Raw genomic sequence first — 18,146 nt, forward strand, 5'->3', positions numbered from 1 at the left:
AAAAAGAACCATTTATCTAAACAAACAGTCACAACATTAAAAATAATTTATTACTTAAATAACCAACTCATTATATAAATTAGATGTAAACAATCTTAATTCTACTATATTTGCAAATTAAATCTAGGTGTAGATTACTTTATGAAAAATATTAGAAACTTTTGCATTATTGCACATATAGATCACGGTAAAAGTACGCTCGCAGACCGTTTATTAGATTATACGGGGTCTGTTACCGAACGTGAAAAGCAAAACCAGTTACTCGATAATATGGATTTGGAGCGCGAACGTGGTATTACCATAAAATCGCACGCCATTCAAATGGATTATGTTTACCAAGGTGAAAAATATGTGTTAAATCTAATTGACACCCCTGGTCACGTCGATTTTTCTTATGAAGTTTCCCGTTCTATCGCTGCTTGCGAAGGCGCTCTATTAATTGTTGATGCTGCACAAAGCATACAAGCGCAAACCATTTCTAATTTGTATTTGGCTTTAGAAAACGACCTAGAAATTATTCCGGTACTTAATAAAGTAGATTTACCCAGTGCAAACCCAGAAGAAGTAACCGACGATATTGTTGATTTACTAGGATGTAAACCCGAAGATGTTATTCACGCCAGTGGAAAAACAGGCTTTGGTGTAGATAATATTTTAGCGGCCATTATAGAGCGTATTCCTGCTCCTAAAGGCGATCCTAATGCACCGTTACAAGCTTTAATTTTCGATTCTGTTTATAATTCTTTTAGAGGTATTGAAACCTATTTTAGAGTTTTTAATGGTGAAATTAAAAAAGGACAAAAAATTAAATTCGTTGCTACCGATAACGAATATTACGCCGACGAAGTTGGTACCTTAAAACTAACTCAAGTACCCAAACAAAGTGTAAAAACTGGTGATGTTGGTTACTTAATAACTGGTATTAAAACGGCTAAAGAAGTAAAAGTTGGGGACACCATTACAGATTTTGCCAACCCAACTAAAAATATTGTTGAAGGCTTTGAAGACGTAAAACCTATGGTTTTTGCCGGTATTTACCCAGTAGACACCGAAGATTACGAAGAGTTGCGTAGCTCGATGGAAAAACTACAACTTAACGATGCCTCTTTGGTTTTTGTTCCTGAGAGTTCGGCTGCTTTAGGTTTTGGTTTCCGTTGTGGGTTTTTAGGTATGCTTCACATGGAAATTATTCAAGAACGTTTAGAGCGTGAGTTCGATATGACCGTTATTACAACCGTTCCCAACGTGTCGTATTATGCTTATACCAACAAAGACCCCGAAACACCTTTTATAGTTAATAACCCTTCCGATTTACCAGATCCTTCTACCGTAAATCGTGTGGAAGAACCTTATATAAAAGCCACCATTATTACAAAATCAGATTTTGTGGGTAATGTGATGTCGCTTTGTATTGAAAAGCGAGGCATTGTTTCTGGACAAACGTATTTAACTCCAGAACGTGTAGAGTTAACTTTTGAAATGCCTCTGGCAGAAATTGTATTCGATTTTTACGACCGATTGAAAACCGTTTCAAAAGGTTACGCATCATTCGATTACCATCCTATTGGAATGAAAACTTCTAAATTGGTGCGATTAGATATTTTATTAAATGCACAGCCAGTAGATGCCCTTTCAGCATTAATTCACGCCGATAATGCTCAAAATATTGGTAAAAAAATGTGTGAGAAATTAAAAGAATTAATCCCGCGCCAGCAATTCGATATTCCAATTCAGGCTGCTATTGGTGCAAAAATTATTTCTCGCGAAACCATTAAAGCTTTACGTAAAGATGTAACTGCCAAATGTTATGGTGGCGATATATCTCGTAAGCGTAAACTATTAGAAAAACAGAAAAAAGGTAAAAAACGTATGCGACAAGTTGGTAATGTAGAAATACCGCAACAAGCATTCATGGCAGTACTCAAATTAAATGATTAAAGAATCTTAGTCTTTTTATCTTTTTTTAAGAATTTTTTATTGATAATTCTGTTAATTTCTAATATTGCAATATTTTATTCAAAAATAAATTTGATTTCCATAATACATTATATTTTTTGTAAGTTTATAAACAAACCAAAAAGTATTAATGAACATTATTCATATAAGTGCAGAATGTTATCCAGTTGCTAAAGTTGGAGGACTTGCCGATGTTGTTGGTGCACTACCTAAATATCAAAACTCTTTATCGAATAGGTCTCAAGTTATTATGCCTTTTTACGATAATAAGTTTACTCAAGAAAATTCATTTTCTTCGGTTTACCAGGGTGAACTATTTTTAGGAAACACACCGTATCAATTTAAGGTTTTAGTGTTAGATCAAAAACCTTTAGACTTTGATGTGTTTTTTATTGATGTTCCTGAATTATTGTTTAAAGACTATGTTTATTCCTGGGATGATACCGAGCGTTTTCTGGCTTTTCAAATTGCTGCTCTAGACTGGTTACTTACTTGGGATATTAAACCAAGCATTATTCACTGTCATGATCATCATACAGGACTCATTCCTTTTATGCTTCAAGAAAGCTATAAATATGAAGTTTTTAGAAAAACACCTAACATATTAACCATTCATAATGCCCAATATCAAGGTTGGTTTTCACACGATAAAGTAGGTCTTATTCCGCCTTTTAATTTCGACCACGTCGGACTTTTAGATTGGGGAGGAAACATAAATCCTTTGGCAGCAGCCATTAAATGTGCTTGGTGGATAACTACCGTTTCGCCAAGTTATATGGAAGAACTAAAACAAGCTGCAAACGGATTGGAAGATTTATTAAAAAATGAAGCCGATAAATGTTCGGGTATTTTAAACGGTATCGATTGGAAGGTTTGGAACCCAGAAACAGATCATTATATCGTTAAAAATTATTCTGTTGCCACCGTAGATGAAGGTGCACAAGCAAATAAAAAATACTTATGCGATACCTTTAATCTCGATTTTAACAAACCTCTTTTTGCTTTTATAGGCAGATTGGTAGACGAAAAAGGTTCCGATTTATTTCCTGAAGTATTTAAAATAGCTCTCGAAAAAAACAACCTAACCATATTATTATTAGGTTCTGGTGTTCCTTTTGTTCAATCGCAATTAGAAGCATTAAAAAAAGATTTTGTTGGTACCTACAATGCCTTTATTGGTTACGACGAAAAACTATCGCACATTATTTACTCTGGCGCCGATTTTTTATTAATGCCATCGCGCGTAGAACCTTGTGGTTTAAATCAAATGTATGCACTACGCTACGGCACTATACCTATTGTTAGAAGTATTGGTGGTTTAAAAGACACGGTAACAGACATTAAAGAACAAGATGGTTTTGGTATTTGCCATGACGATGTTTCGGTAGAAGCCATTAACCATGCCATTTTTAGGGCTATCGACATCTATGGCGATCAAAAAAAATACAAACAAATTAGAAGTAAAATTATGGAAATAGACCACTCTTGGGATGTTTCTGCAAACCAATACATTAACTTATATAATTCCATTAAAACTAACTAGCAATGATTAATAACAAGGTTTTATCCATCATTTTAGGTGGTGGTCAAGGTTCAAGATTACATCCATTAACCGAGAAAAGGTCTAAACCTGCCGTACCAATAGCAGGAAAATACAGATTGGTTGACATCCCTATTTCAAATTGTATTAATGCAGACATAAAACGTATGTTTGTTTTAACGCAGTTCAACTCAGCGTCTTTAAATCGCCATATAAAGGATACCTATCATTTTAGTTTTTTTAGTAGTGCTTTTGTTGATGTATTAGCTGCAGAACAAACTCCCGAAAATAAAGGATGGTTTCAAGGAACTGCCGATGCTGTTCGCCAAAGTATGCATCACTTTTTAAGACATGATTTTGAGTATGCTTTAATTCTATCTGGCGACCAATTATACCAAATGGATTACGATAAAATGATAGAAGCCCACGAAAAAAGTGGTGCAGAAATATCGATTGCTACCATACCAGTAAATAAAAAAGATGCCACCTCCTTTGGAATTTTAAAAGCCAATGATGAAAGTATTGTTACCGCTTTTATTGAAAAACCCGATGCGAGTTTACTTCCCGATTGGACATCAGAAGTTAGTAACGAAATGAAAAACGAAGGCAGAAACTACCTGGCTTCTATGGGTATTTACATCTTTAACAGAGATTTGTTAATTGAGTTAATGAGTGATCACTCTACCAACGATTTTGGTAAAGAAATTATTCCGCAGTCAATAGAAAAACACAAAACCTTAAGTTACCAATACGAAGGTTACTGGACAGATATAGGAAACATAGACTCGTTTTTTGAGGCTAACATTGGGTTAACCGACGATATTCCAAAATTCGATTTATACGACAAAACCAAACGTATATACACGCATGCCCGCATGTTACCAACCACAAAACTGGCTGGAACTATTTTAGAAAAAACAATAATTGCAGAAGGTTGTTTAATTAGTGCTGCAAAAATTGAGCAATCGGTTATTGGTATTCGTTCTAGAATAGGAAAAGAATCGACCGTTATTAGAACCTATATGATGGGTAGCGATTACTATGAAACCTTAAAAGAAATAGACGATAAAAAAATAAAAATATTAATGGGAATTGGTGAGCGTTGTTTTATTAAAAACGCCATTCTAGATAAAAACTGCCGCATTGGAGACGATGTTAGAATTAATGGTGGTAGTCATTTATCAGACACCGAAACCGAAACCTATGCCATTAAAGATGGTATTGTAGTAATTAAAAATGGAGCAACAATCCCTAACGGATTTGTAATTTAACATATGGCACAAGTAAAAGTTTATAGTCTATTTACAGACTTCGATATTAACCTTTTTAAAGCAGGTAAACACTATAGGCTTTATGAAAAATTTGGATCTCATATTACAACCGTAGACGGGATAGAAGGAACCTATTTTGCCGTTTGGGCGCCAAGCGCAAAACAAGTTTCTGTTATTGGAGATTTTAATTTCTGGACAGAAGGTGAACACCAACTCAATGTACGCTGGGATAGTAGCGGTATTTGGGAAGGTTTTATTCCTTTCGTAGGAAAAGGGAATATTTATAAATACAAAATTGAAAGCCACAACCAAGGTATAAAAACCGAAAAAGCCGATCCATATGCAAGGCGTTGCGAACATCCTCCAAAAACAGCCTCAATTATTTGGGACGATCGTTATAAATGGAAAGATGATGAATGGCTTAAAAAACGTAAAAAACACAATGCCCTAGATGCGCCATACTCGGTTTACGAAGTGCATTTAGGCTCTTGGAAACGACAAATTGAAGAAGACCGTTTTTTATCATATTACGAATTAGCCGACGACTTAGTTAATTATGTAAAAGACATGAATTTTACTCACGTAGAACTCATGCCTATTATGGAATACCCTTACGATCCGTCATGGGGTTACCAATTAACCGGGTACTTCGCTCCTACTTCAAGGTTTGGTTATCCCGAAGAATTTAAATATTTAGTTGATAAATTACACCAAAACGATATAGGTATCATTTTAGACTGGGTACCATCGCATTTCCCAGAAGATGCTCATGGCCTAGGCTTTTTTGATGGTTCGTGTTTATACGAACATCCCGACAGGCGTAAAGGCTACCATCAAGATTGGAAAAGTTTAATTTTTAATTACGAAAGAAACGAAGTAAAATCGTTTTTAATAAGTAATGCTATTTTTTGGATGGATCAATATCACGCCGATGCTTTACGTGTCGATGCCGTTGCTTCCATGCTGTTTTTAGATTATTCCAGAGAAGATGGCCAATGGGAACCAAATATTTATGGTGGTAGAGAAAACCTAGCGGCCATAGAATTTCTTAAAGAATTAAATAAAGAAATTTATGCCTCATTTCCAGACGTACAAACCATTGCCGAAGAATCTACAGCCTTTCCAGGAGTATCTAAACCCGTATTTTTAGGTGGTTTAGGTTTTGGAATGAAATGGATGATGGGCTGGATGCACGACACCCTCGACTATTTTAGTAAAGATCCTATTTATAGAAAATACCATCAAAACGACATTACGTTTAGCTTAGCTTACGCATTCTCTGAAAACTTTATGCTTCCGCTTTCTCATGATGAAGTCGTTTATGGCAAAAACTCCATCTTAGGCAGAATGCCAGGCGACGAATGGCAACGTTTTGCAAACCTGCGTTTGTTATATGGCTACATGTTTACGCATCCTGGTACCAAATTATTGTTTATGGGTGGTGAAATTGGGCAGTACAACGAATGGGATTTCCAAGGTAGTTTAGATTGGAATTTACTCGAATTTAAACCTCATAAAGACACTCAAAATTTTTATAAAGCCTTAAATAAGTTATACAAAACAACACCGGCCCTTTACGAAAAAGGCTTCTCAGGTGAAGGTTTTGAATGGATAAGTTACGACGATCATGAAAATTGTGTTATTTCATACATTAGAAAAGGTTATAATCCCGATGAAAACGTAATTGTGGTGTGCAACTTAACTCCAACAACTAGAGAAAAATATAAAATAGGTGTTCCTGTAAAAGGAAAACTTATTGAAATTTTTAATAGTGATAGTTTAGAGTTTGGTGGTAGTGGGGTTTCAAATTCTAATGAAATAACTACAGTTAAAAAATCATGGAACGGTAAAACTTTTTCAGCAGAAATTACCTTACCTCCTTTAGCCATTACCGTTTTTAAATACAATTAGTTAATATTTAATATCCTACATATTTAATTATTAACTATATATTTTAAGCTTTACACAATTAATACGCCTTATTTTTAGTAAAAAATGCCTGTTAAACTTTATAAGTTTTATTAATTTGGAAGCTTAATCATAGTACCTATTTTATGATATTAAATACAGAACTAGAATACAAGGGAAATCAATTTCCATCAAACATAATTAGCTATAAAAAAGATGTCGATGTTTTACATTTTTCAACAGCAAACAACGTAAAACTTAGACTTACTGTTTTAAGAGACAGTGTTTTAAGATTTAGATATACTACGGTTGGAAAATTTACAAACGACTTTTCTTATGCAATTGATGAAAATGCCAGTAGAGGATACAATCATTTAGAAATTTCAGAAGATACCGAAAAATATATTGTTACAACTTCAAAATTAATTTGTCACATTTATAAAACCGATTTAAGAAAATCTATTTACGATGTAAAAGACAATAGTTTAATTTGTGAAGATGAATTAGGTTTTCACTGGGAAGAAAGTTACGAGTTAGGTGGCGACATCGTTAAAATGAGTAAAGCTTCTCAAAATGGCGAAAGTTTTTATGGTTTAGGTGATAAACCAGAACATATAAACCTAAAAGGGAAACGCTTTGAAAACTGGGCAACCGATTCTTATGCGTTTGGTAAAAATACCGACCCTATTTATAAAGCCATTCCTTTTTACACAGGTTTACACAATGGAAAATCTTACGGTATATTTTTCGACAATACTTTTAGAACCTATTTCGATTTTTGTCACGAACGCAGAAATGTAACAAGCTTTTGGGCACAAGGAGGTGAAATGAATTATTACTTCTTCTACGGGCCTAAAATGCAGGATGTGGTAACAAGTTATACCGACTTAACCGGAACTCCAGAATTACCACCATTATGGGCTTTAGGATACCACCAATGTAAATGGAGTTATTATCCGGAATCTAAAGTAAAAGAAATTACCGATAAGTTTAGAGAACTTAAAATACCTTGTGATGCCATCTACTTAGATATAGATTATATGGAAGGTTTCCGATGCTTTACCTGGAGCAAAGAATATTTTCCAGATCCTAAACGTATGGTTAAAGAATTAGCCGACGATGGTTTTAAAACTGTGGTTATTATAGACCCGGGCATTAAAATCGATATGGAATATGATGTTTTTAAAGAAGGTTTAGAAAAAGATTATTTCTGTAAAAGAGCCGATGGTCCTTACATGAAAGGTAAAGTATGGCCTGGAGAGTGTTATTTCCCAGATTTTACCAGACCCGAAGTACGCGAATGGTGGGCTGGATTATTTAAAGAATTAATTGAAGATATTGGTGTTAAAGGCGTTTGGAACGACATGAACGAACCAGCCGTTATGGATGTTCCTGGTAAATCGTTTCCGCCAGATGTGAGACACGATTACGACGGAAATCCTTGTAGCCACCAAAAAGCACACAATATTTACGGTATGCAAATGGCTAGAGCCACGTATCATGGGCTTAAACGTTTTAACTACCCTAAACGACCATTTGTAATTACACGATCTGCATATTCGGGAACCCAACGTTACACCTCAACATGGATGGGAGATAACGTCGCTTCATGGGAACATTTACAAATTGCTAACATTCAAGCGCAACGTTTGGCTATGTCTGGGTTTTCTTTTGCAGGCTCCGATATTGGTGGATTTGCAGAGCAACCCAATGGCGAACTTTATGCCCGTTGGATTCAGTTAGGCGTATTTCATCCGTTTTGCAGAACGCACTCCTCTGGAGATCACGGCGAGCAAGAACCATGGGCATTCGACAGAGAAATTACTAATATTGTTAGAAAATTCATTGAAATAAGATATCAGCTTTTACCTTATTTGTACACCACTTTTTACCATTACTCACAGGATAACATTCCAATGTTAAAATCGTTAGTATTGTTCGACCAGGAAGATGTTCAAACACATTACAGAATGGACGAATTTATTTGTGGAAATCAAATATTAATTTGCCCTATAAACGAACCAAACTCTAAGGGTAGACGCATGTACATACCTCGTGGAGAATGGTATAATTACTGGACCAATGAATTAATTGAAGGCGGAAAAGAAACTTGGGTTGATGCCGATTTAGATATCATGCCAATTTTTATTAAATCGGGTGCTATTATTCCTAAATATCCAATACAACAGTATGTTGGAGAAATTCAAATGGAACAAATAGACTTAGATGTTTACTATAAGAATGGTAAAGAAGATTCTGAGTTGTATGAAGATGCTAACGATGGCTACGATTACACCAAAGGGCGTTACAGCTTACTTAAATTTAACTTAGTAGGTAATGAGGATAAATTAATTATTAGAATTCATAAAAGAGGACAATATATTACGCCTTATTCTAACTTTAAAATAAATTTATTCGGACTTCCTTTTGAGGTAAAATCTATAAAAGTAGACAATGAAGACGTTAGTTTAGAAGATGTAAACTTTAAAGATAATTCGTTAATAGTAACAAAAGAATTTACTAACCTTCAAATTATAGGTTAAATAAACCAACAACTATTTTTTAGGCTTAATTAGTATCATTTTAAATACCAATTAAGCCTTTTTTTATTTTATTTGCTTCCCTAAATAAACAAATAAATAGCCTTTTTCAACCTTTTCAATTTCTTTGTTTTGTGAAGAAATAATTTCATAAACACCACGCGTATCTTTTACTAACAAAGGAATAATATGCTCGTCTTTATTGGTAATTTCGATAAGCTCTTCGTAATGTGCTCTGTTTTTTATGGTAATTTCATGAATTTTAGGATATTTTCTAGCTGTTTTAATTAACGATTCGTAATCATCGGTTTGAGAAAATAAACCTTCTTTAGGCACATTACCCGATTTTAACATCTCATCGACACTTAATAATCTAAACGACCCATTTTCACCAAATTGTTTACTAAACTTATTAATGGCATACTGGTTAATATCGTCACTTCCCGTTAAAGCCATTAAAAAACCAACATCGTTTAGTTCTACATTATCTTCTAAGGTTTCAGAATAAATGTCTGTATTAATCGCTTCAATACCCAACTCTTGTGCTAATTGAATATTTTTTTGATTACTATCAATTAAAACTACATGCCTACCATTTTCTTCTAAATATTTCGCTATTAATCGCGATACTTTTGAAGCGCCAACGATTAAAATACCCTCCGAGCGTTTTAAAAATACACCTACTAATTTAGCAAATAAACGGGCTGTAGTAGCATTTAAGAGTACCGTACCTAAAACAATCATAAATACTAAAGGCGTAATATATTGGGCATCGGCAACACCTTGCTTTAATAACTTACTTCCAAAAAGCGATGCGATACCGGCAGCTACAATTCCGCGAGGTCCTACCCAACTAATAAATAATTTTTCTCTAATACTTAAATAAGATCCTGTGGTACTTAAAAAAACAGCTAATGGTCTAATAACAAAAACAATAGCAGCAAACAGTGCAGCTGTTTTCCAATTATAAAGCAGCCACAAATCTTCCATATTAATATTGGCCGCTAATAAAATAAAGAGAATCGATATTAACAACACGCTAAGAGATTCTTTAAAATAAAGCAGCTCTTTAATGTTATTTAATTTACCGTTACCAAGAACCATTCCCATAACCACAACGGCTAATAACCCCGATTCGTGAGCGAAAATTTCAGACTCTACAAAAACTAAAAGTACCGTAGATAAGGACACGACGTTTAGTAAATAATGCGGAATAAATTTTTTATTAATAGCGTAAGCTAAAGCATGAGCAAACGTAAAACCAAACGTGGTACCAAAAAGAATAATCTTTAAAAATTCTACCAATGCCGTTTTAGTAAAACCGCTATCACCTTCTACACTAATAAATTCAAAAACGAGTACGGCTACCAAAGCACCAATAGGATCAATTAAAATACCTTCCCATTTTAAAACTGTAGAAATATCTTTTTTTAAAGGTATGTTTCTAAGAATAGGTGTAATTACCGTTGGCCCGGTTACAATTATTAAACCAGAAAAAAGAAAAGACATTTCCCAGCTTAAACCAAAAATAAAATGCGCAAGCAAACCAGCACCAAAAAATGTAATGGCAGATCCCAGTGTAATAAGCTTTGTAATTACGGGACCTACATGTTTAATTTCAGAGCGTTTAAGTGTTAATCCGCCTTCAAAAAGAATAATACTAATAGCTAAAGACACAAAGTAAAATAAGCCTTCGCCAGGAAATAAACCCTTGGTACCGTTCCAGACAGGTTCTATCCATTTGGAGCCATCTTCAGAGAAAAATTCGGAAGCAATAGGGCCCACAATTAAACCAATTAAAATTAAGGGTAAAATAGCTGGAATTTTTAATCTCCATGCAAACCATTGGGCTAATATGCCTAAAATAATAATACCTGCTAACTCTAACATACCTGTAAATGCTTTATAATGGACTAAAATAAACAAATCAGATGATTTATTTTTTTTAAAAAATGTTATCTTTCAACTTTAAGTAAAAAAAACATCTCCCTTTGATAATAAAGCCCTTTAAAAGTATTGGCATTGGTATTGCTTTTTCACCCAATCTAAAAGCAAACTTATATGAAGCTGCCCGGCTGTCTGTGTTTTTTAAATCGAAACTCTACTTAATTCATATTGGTACTTCTTCCGAAGAAAAATTGGCAACGTTAAAAACCATGCTTCAGTTTTTTGAAAATGACCATTTAGAATATGATGTGGTGTTTAAAGAAGGTAATCCGGTAGATGTTATTCCTTCGGTAACTTCAGAAAAGAAAATAGATTTATTAATTCTGGGGGCTCTTCAGCGTGAAGGCTTTTTAAAATATTACGTGGGCTCGATTGCAAGAAAAATTACCAGAAAATCGCACTGTTCTGTACTATTACTTATTAAGCCAAGTGTAGAAAGAGTGCCTTGTAAACATATTGTGGTTAACGGCCTAAAAGACCCAAAAACAGAGGCGGCTATTACCACTTCGTTTTATGTTGCAAAACATTTAAAGGCCGATAAAATTACTATTGTTGAAGAAATAAACACCGACCAGGTAAACGTTAAGGTTGATGACGACAAATCGTTGCGAAAAGCTTCGATTATGAAAGAACGTATTAAGCTTAGAGAAAATTCCAGAATTAAAGACATAATAAGTCATATTCCTGAGACATACACCGAAAATATCTTGGTGAAATTACAACCCATTTTTGGAAAAAAAGGCTATTCTATTGGGCATTATGCGCAAATTTCGAGAGCCGATTTGTTAATTATGAACGGTCCTAAAAAAATGACGTTTTGGGATCGGCTATTTCCACACGATATAGAACATATTTTAACAGAATTACCAACCGACGTTTTAATCCTGCAATGAGTCCGAAGAAAAACAACATAAAGGCGTTTTTTAAAGCCCTTCCTAAAAATATATTTTCAGGATTTGTAGTAAGTCTTATTGCGTTACCATTGGGTTTAGGATTGGCTATGGCCAGCGACGCCCCTGCTATTGCTGGTGTTATTGCTGCTATTGTTGGTGGTATTATTGTTTCGTTATTAGGCGGAAGCCACATTACCATAGTGGGTCCTGGAAATGGTTTAGTGGGCGTGCTTTTGGTTGCAATAAGTACGCTGGGGTTAGAAAACGCCTATCTGGCCATTATTTGCTCGGGTGTATTGCTTACGCTTTTAGGTTTTTTAAGAATGGGAACCCTAGCCGATTTTTTTCCGTCGTCGGCAATTCAAGGGATGCTCGCTGCCATAGGATTGATAATTCTTGGAAAGCAATTTCATATTATGCTAGCGCACAAAATAAATAGAAGCGATACTTTAGATTATCTTGTTGAAATCCCGTTTACTATTAACGATGCCATACACTACCATAACAAAGGCCTCATTTATGCAGCTCTAGCCGGTGTTATAAGTTTAACTATCATGCTTGTTTATTCTAAAATTAGAAATAAATACCTGCAATTAATTCCTGCACCAATGTGGATTGTTTTAATTTCTATTGGCATTAGTTATTATTTTGAACTTGTTTTACACGAATCGCATCCTATAGCCAACGAGTATATGCTGTCTGGCATTCCCAACATACACGATATTATTGCCGATTTACCCAAACTAAATATTAACGGATTAAGTAATGTATCGTTTTGGGGCAGTGTTTTTGCTCTCACCCTTATCTCTAGTATTGAATCGCTTTTAAGTATTAAAGCTGTAGATAAATTAGACCCAGAAAAAAGACGCTCGAATGTAAATAGAGACCTAAAAGCCTTAGGTTTAGCAACCGTTGGTAGTGGTTTTTTAGGCGGATTAAACGTAGTTACGGTCATTGCCAGAAGCTCGGTAAACGTAAATCATGGGGCTAGTAATCGATCTTCAAACTTTTTTCATGCCCTGTTTTTGGTGCTTTTTATTTTATTTTTTAGCACCGAATTAACCAGAATACCACTACCCGCATTAATGGCTATTTTAGTGTATACAGGCTACAAACTAGCTTCACCTAAAGTAGTTAGAAAAATATTTTCTGTAGGTAAAGAACAACTCATTATCTTTTTTGTAACCTTAATTGTAACCTTAAAAATTGGTTTAATTACAGGAATTTTAATGGGCGTTGTTACCTCGTTAATTATTCATATGATAATAAATAAAAGCGTTGGTTTGTTTTTAAGAAACGTTTTAAAACCTAATATTTTAATGTTTCGGGAACCCGACGGAAAAAACAATTATTACGTAAGCGTTAAGCACTTTTGCAGCTTTTTAAACTTTTATAAACTAAAAGAACGCCTAGATGCTGTACCCGAAAATAAAGATGTTATTGTAGATTTTTCTATGTGCGAATTTGTTGATGATACGGTAATGGAAAACATTAACAATTACCAAGAAACCTTTAAAAAAAGAGGAGGAAATTTTGAAGTTATTGGTTTAGATATGCACGATACAGACTCTAAACACCCTTTTGCTTCCAGACGCTTACTAACTGTGCCAAATATTATTAAAAAGAGCCTAACCAAACGCCAGAAAAGCATGAAAGAACTGGCAAAAAATTTCCTTTTTTCTTATCAATCTAAAAAAGAAAAAGACATTAACTTTTTATACGATTTCAATTATTTTAAAACCAAACAAATCAATCATATTTACAACATTTTAAATCATAATGAAAGCCCTATAAAATTATTTGATATTGAGTTTTCTGAAGGCGAATTTATTGCAAAAGAAGTTATTCGAAGCACCATGCTTTGTATTGAATTAAACGAAAATATTCCGCAATTTACATTAGACAAAGAAGGTTTTCTGGATAAAGTTTCGGCTTTGGCAGGTTTTAAAGACATTCCCATTGAAAATCACAGCGATTTCTCAAACCGGTTTCATTTAATTGGAGACAATGCCCCAGAAATTATTCGTTTTTTTAATGATGATATTACAAATTTTTTCGAAAGCAATGCCTATTACCATGTTGAATCGAATGGAAAGGCTATTTTAATTTTTGGAAAAGAACGCTTAGCCAGTATAAAAGAAATAAAATCACTTTTCGATTATGGCAAACGATTACTTATGGTTATTTCTTAATATATTCTTAACTTTTAAAGGCATTAACAATAGATTTCTTAATTTTACATTTCTATGAGATTATACCCAATTAATGCAGGAAATTTTAAGTTAGATGGAGGCGCTATGTTTGGTGTAGTTCCTAAATCTATTTGGCAAAAAACCAATCCTGCCGATGCCAATAATATGATTGATATTGCTTCGCGTTGTTTACTTATTGAAGATGGTAATCGATTGATATTAATAGACACCGGAATGGGTAATAAACAATCTGATAAATTTTTTGGCTATTACCACCTTTGGGGCCATGATACTTTAGAAAAATCACTTAAAAACTATGGTTTTCATTGCGATGATATAACCGATGTGTTTTTAACCCATTTACACTTCGACCACTGTGGCGGTTGTGTAAATTGGAATGCCGGTAAAACAGGCTACGAAACGGCTTTTAAAAATGCACATTTTTGGAGTAATGAAAACCATTGGGAATGGGCTACCAAACCAAATCGCCGCGAAAAGGCTTCTTTTTTAGAAGAAAACATACTTCCCATCGAGGCGAATGGCCAATTAAAATTTACATCGTTACCAGAACATCAAATTTTAAAAAATTCGGAATTAGGTTTCGATATTTTTTTTGCAGATGGTCACACCGAAAAGCAAATGATTCCGCTTATAACATACCAAGATAAAACCATCGCTTTTATGGCAGATTTGTTGCCAACCGTGGGACATTTACCATTGCCATTTGTAATGGGTTACGATACCAGGCCATTATTAACACTCGACGAAAAAGAAAACTTCCTAAATTTAGCTGTTAAAAATAACTTTTACTTATTTTTAGAACATGATGCTCATAATGAGATTATTACCGTTCAAGAAACCGAAAAAGGAGTACGATTAAAAAATTCATATTCAACTCAAGATATATTTAATTAATAAAAAGACTAATTCAAACATTATTTAATGAAAACAATTCAAATATTATCAGTATCAGTACTTGCAGCAACATTATTTTACGGTTGTGGTAGTACAGCAAACATTTTATCAACTCCCGTTGAAAACATTGATACTTCACCGTTAAAAGTATCTGAATTAACAGAGCAGGAAAAACACACATGGGGACATTTAGATCTTGTAAAAGATACCATTCCTGGTATGAGTGTAGATAAAGCTTACGAAGAGCTTATTAAAAACAAAAAAGGAGCTACCGTTATTGTTGCCGTTGTAGATTCTGGTATCGATATCGACCACGAAGATTTAAACGATGTTATTTGGACTAACAAAGACGAAATTCCTAACAATGGTAAAGACGACGATAACAATGGTTACATCGATGATGTTCACGGTTGGAATTTCTTAGGTGATGGTTACGATGAGCAGTTAGAGCTTGTTCGTATTCTTGCTACTGGCGACACAAGTAACCCAGATTATGCCAGAGCACAAGCCGAGTACGAAAAAGAATATAACAAATACATGGGTTATAAAGCCCAGTACGATCAAATTTACCAACAACTTAAGGCAGCAGACGAGGCTTTAACAAAACACTTTGGTAAAAGCGATTACACAAAAGAAGAAGTAAATGCTATTAAAACAGATGATGAAGCGCTAACCAAAACGGTTCAAATTGCTAAATATATGTTTAGCAATGGTGTAAATTCTTTAGCTGAAGCAAAAAAAGAAATTTCAAATGGTTTAGAAAGTATTAACGAGCGTTTAAACTACAACCTTAACAAGTCTTTTAAAGGTCGTAAAACTGGAGACAATCCAAACGATATGACTAATAAATTCTATGGTAACGGAAACGTAAAACCTGTTAAGAAAAGCGAAAGCCATGGTACACACGTTGCTGGTATTATTGCTGCAGAACGTAACAATGGTAAAGGTGTAAACGGTGTTGCTAATAATGTACAAATTATGAGTGTTAGAACGGTACCAAATGGCGATGAGTACGATAAAGATGTTGCTTTAGCTATTAGATATGCTGTAGATAATGGTGCTAAAATAATTAACGGAAGTTTTGGTAAAAGTTATTCTCCACACAAAGAATGGGTACACGAAGCTATAAAATATGCTGCAGATCATGACGTTTTATTTGTACATGCTGCAGGAAACGATAGTAAAGATGTAGATACTAATTATAACTTCCCAGACGATAACGTTAATTTTGTAGAAGTTGCCGACAATTATATTAGAGTTGGTGCTTTAGAGCCAAAATATGGATCGAATATGGTTGCTGGATTTTCTAACTACGGTAAAAAAAATGTAGATGTATTTGCTCCTGGAGCTAAAGTGTACTCTACAACTCCAGAAAACGAATACGATACTAAAGGCGGAACCTCTATGGCTGCTCCTGCGGTGGCTGGCGTAGCTGCTTTAATTCGTTCGTATTATCCTAAATTAACAGCGAGTCAGGTAAAACATATTTTAATGGATTCTGGCTTAGCTTTAAAAACTAAAGTTGTTGTTGGAGGTGATACTAACAATGTAAAACCTTTTAGCGAATTAACAACATCTGGCAGAATGGTTAATGCATACAATGCATTAATTATGGCGGCTAAAATGTCTAATTAAAATAATTATTCTAAACAAAAAAGAGGCTAAATAGCCTCTTTTTTGGTAGTATCTCACAAAGTGTGTAAAGTTAAAAATATCGAGGGTTGCAACCCTCGATATTTTTTTGTTTAATTTTAAAATTTACACACTTATGAAGAAAGAAGATTTTCTAAACGACGATTTTTTAAAACAGTTTAAAACAGGAGACGAACTGACCTCCTTTCTAAAATCCATTCAAAAGCGAGGTATTGAAAAGATGCTAGAAGGGGAACTTGATGCTCATTTAGACTATGAGAAGCATCAGCAATCCGATAATAGCAATACCCGTAACGGCTATGGGTCTAAAAAGATAAAAACAGCTTTAGGAGAGACTAATATTAAAGTTCCCAGAGACCGGGACGCTTCTTTTAACCCTATGCTGGTTCCTAAACGCACTAACATGGTTGATGGCATAGAAAACGTCATTATCAGCCTTTATGCCAAGGGTATGAGTAATTCTGATATTGAAGAGCAAATCCGAGAAGTTTACGATTTTGATGTATCCACATCTACCATATCACGTATCACAGATAAAGTTACCAATGATATTGTTGCTTGGCAAAACAGACCTCTGGAGCCCGTATATTTAATTACTTGGATGGATGGCATCGTATTTAAGGTTCGGGAGAACTCCAAAGTCATTAACAAAACCATGTACATCGCCGTAGGACTGCGTAGAGATGGTAAAAAGGAAGTCTTAGGGCTTTGGTTGGGGAAGAATGAATCGGCAGCCTTTTGGATGAGTGTACTAACCGATATGAAAGCCAGAGGCGTTCAGGATTTGCTTATCACGGCCACAGATAATCTTAACGGTTTTACCGACACCATTAAAAACGTTTTTCCTGAATCTAAAACCCAAATCTGCGTGGTACACCAGATTCGTAATGCTTGTCGGTATGTTGTTTGGAAAGACAAGAAAGAATTTACAAAGGACATGAAAAGCATCTACGATGCACCCACCAAAAGTGCAGCAAAAGCCGCCCTAGAAGACTTTGCTCAGAAATGGGAACACAAGTACTCTTACGCTATTAAAAGCTGGAGAGATAACTGGGAAGAACTTACCGCTTTCTATGAATTTCCTTTAGAAATTAGAAAAATCATTTACACTACGAACCTTATTGAAAACCTTAATGGAAAAATCAGAAAATACACTAAAAACAAGCTCTCATTCCCAACAGATGAAGCTGTTATGAAGTCCACTTTTTTAGCCCTTAGAGAGGCTACCAAAAAATGGTCGATGCCTATTAGGAACTGGGGCATTATTTTAAACCAGTTTTTAACTATATTTGAAAAAAGGGTTCAACTTTAAAAAAGTTAAACCCTCGATT

Annotated in this window: 11 protein-coding genes; 10 read left to right on the forward strand and 1 reads right to left on the reverse strand. The window is 34.5% G+C overall.

Annotated features, from left to right (window positions below; genetic code table 11):
* Positions 1-141: 141 nt before the first annotated feature.
* The 5 genes from lepA (at position 142) to AW14_RS04840 (ending at position 9,218) form a co-directional block, all read left to right on the forward strand.
* Entirely contained in the window at positions 142-1,938 is a 1,797-nt protein-coding gene (gene lepA, locus AW14_RS04820) for a translation elongation factor 4 (protein WP_044637789.1), read from the forward strand.
* A 148-nt stretch (positions 1,939-2,086) separates the two neighbouring features.
* Entirely contained in the window at positions 2,087-3,499 is a 1,413-nt protein-coding gene (locus tag AW14_RS04825; protein ID WP_044637790.1) for a glycogen synthase, read from the forward strand.
* Positions 3,500-3,501: 2 nt separating this feature from the next.
* Entirely contained in the window at positions 3,502-4,767 is a 1,266-nt protein-coding gene (locus AW14_RS04830; RefSeq protein WP_044637791.1) for a glucose-1-phosphate adenylyltransferase, read from the forward strand.
* 3 nt (positions 4,768-4,770) lie between these two features.
* Entirely contained in the window at positions 4,771-6,678 is a 1,908-nt protein-coding gene (gene glgB / locus AW14_RS04835; RefSeq protein ID WP_044637792.1) for a 1,4-alpha-glucan branching protein GlgB, read from the forward strand.
* 143 nt (positions 6,679-6,821) lie between these two features.
* Positions 6,822-9,218 carry a glycoside hydrolase family 31 protein gene (locus AW14_RS04840; protein ID WP_044637793.1) on the forward strand — a complete coding sequence of 799 codons (2,397 nt, stop codon included), beginning with the start codon at positions 6,822-6,824 and terminating at the stop codon, positions 9,216-9,218.
* Between the two features lie 63 nt (positions 9,219-9,281).
* Here the strand turns inward: AW14_RS04840 and AW14_RS04845 are convergent, their stop codons facing one another.
* Positions 9,282-11,105 (reverse strand): cation:proton antiporter, encoded by a 1,824-nt coding sequence (locus AW14_RS04845; RefSeq protein WP_044637794.1) that lies wholly within the window; start codon positions 11,103-11,105, stop codon positions 9,282-9,284.
* Positions 11,106-11,206: 101 nt separating this feature from the next.
* On the opposite strand from AW14_RS04845, the gene AW14_RS04850 reads away from it, so the two are divergent.
* From AW14_RS04850 to AW14_RS04870, 5 genes are all read left to right on the forward strand, one after another.
* Complete coding sequence (locus AW14_RS04850; protein ID WP_044637795.1) at positions 11,207-12,055, forward strand: universal stress protein; 849 nt, start codon at positions 11,207-11,209, stop codon at positions 12,053-12,055.
* Positions 12,052-14,247, forward strand: coding sequence for a SulP family inorganic anion transporter (locus AW14_RS04855; protein ID WP_044637796.1), 2,196 nt, complete (start codon positions 12,052-12,054; stop codon positions 14,245-14,247). Before AW14_RS04850 ends, AW14_RS04855 begins: the two co-directional genes overlap by 4 nt.
* A 54-nt stretch (positions 14,248-14,301) precedes the next feature.
* Positions 14,302-15,162: an MBL fold metallo-hydrolase gene (locus AW14_RS04860; RefSeq protein WP_044637797.1), complete on the forward strand. Its 861-nt coding sequence runs from the start codon at positions 14,302-14,304 to the stop codon at positions 15,160-15,162.
* Between the two features lie 27 nt (positions 15,163-15,189).
* Complete coding sequence (locus tag AW14_RS04865; protein WP_044637798.1) at positions 15,190-16,797, forward strand: S8 family peptidase; 1,608 nt, start codon at positions 15,190-15,192, stop codon at positions 16,795-16,797.
* A gap of 133 nt (positions 16,798-16,930) precedes the next feature.
* Positions 16,931-18,127 carry an IS256 family transposase gene (locus AW14_RS04870; RefSeq protein ID WP_044637031.1) on the forward strand — a complete coding sequence of 399 codons (1,197 nt, stop codon included), beginning with the start codon at positions 16,931-16,933 and terminating at the stop codon, positions 18,125-18,127.
* The last annotated feature ends 19 nt before the right edge of the window (positions 18,128-18,146 follow it).

It is taken from the genome of Siansivirga zeaxanthinifaciens CC-SAMT-1 (genome assembly GCF_000941055.1).
Taxonomy (GTDB): Bacteria; Bacteroidota; Bacteroidia; order Flavobacteriales; family Flavobacteriaceae; genus Siansivirga; species Siansivirga zeaxanthinifaciens.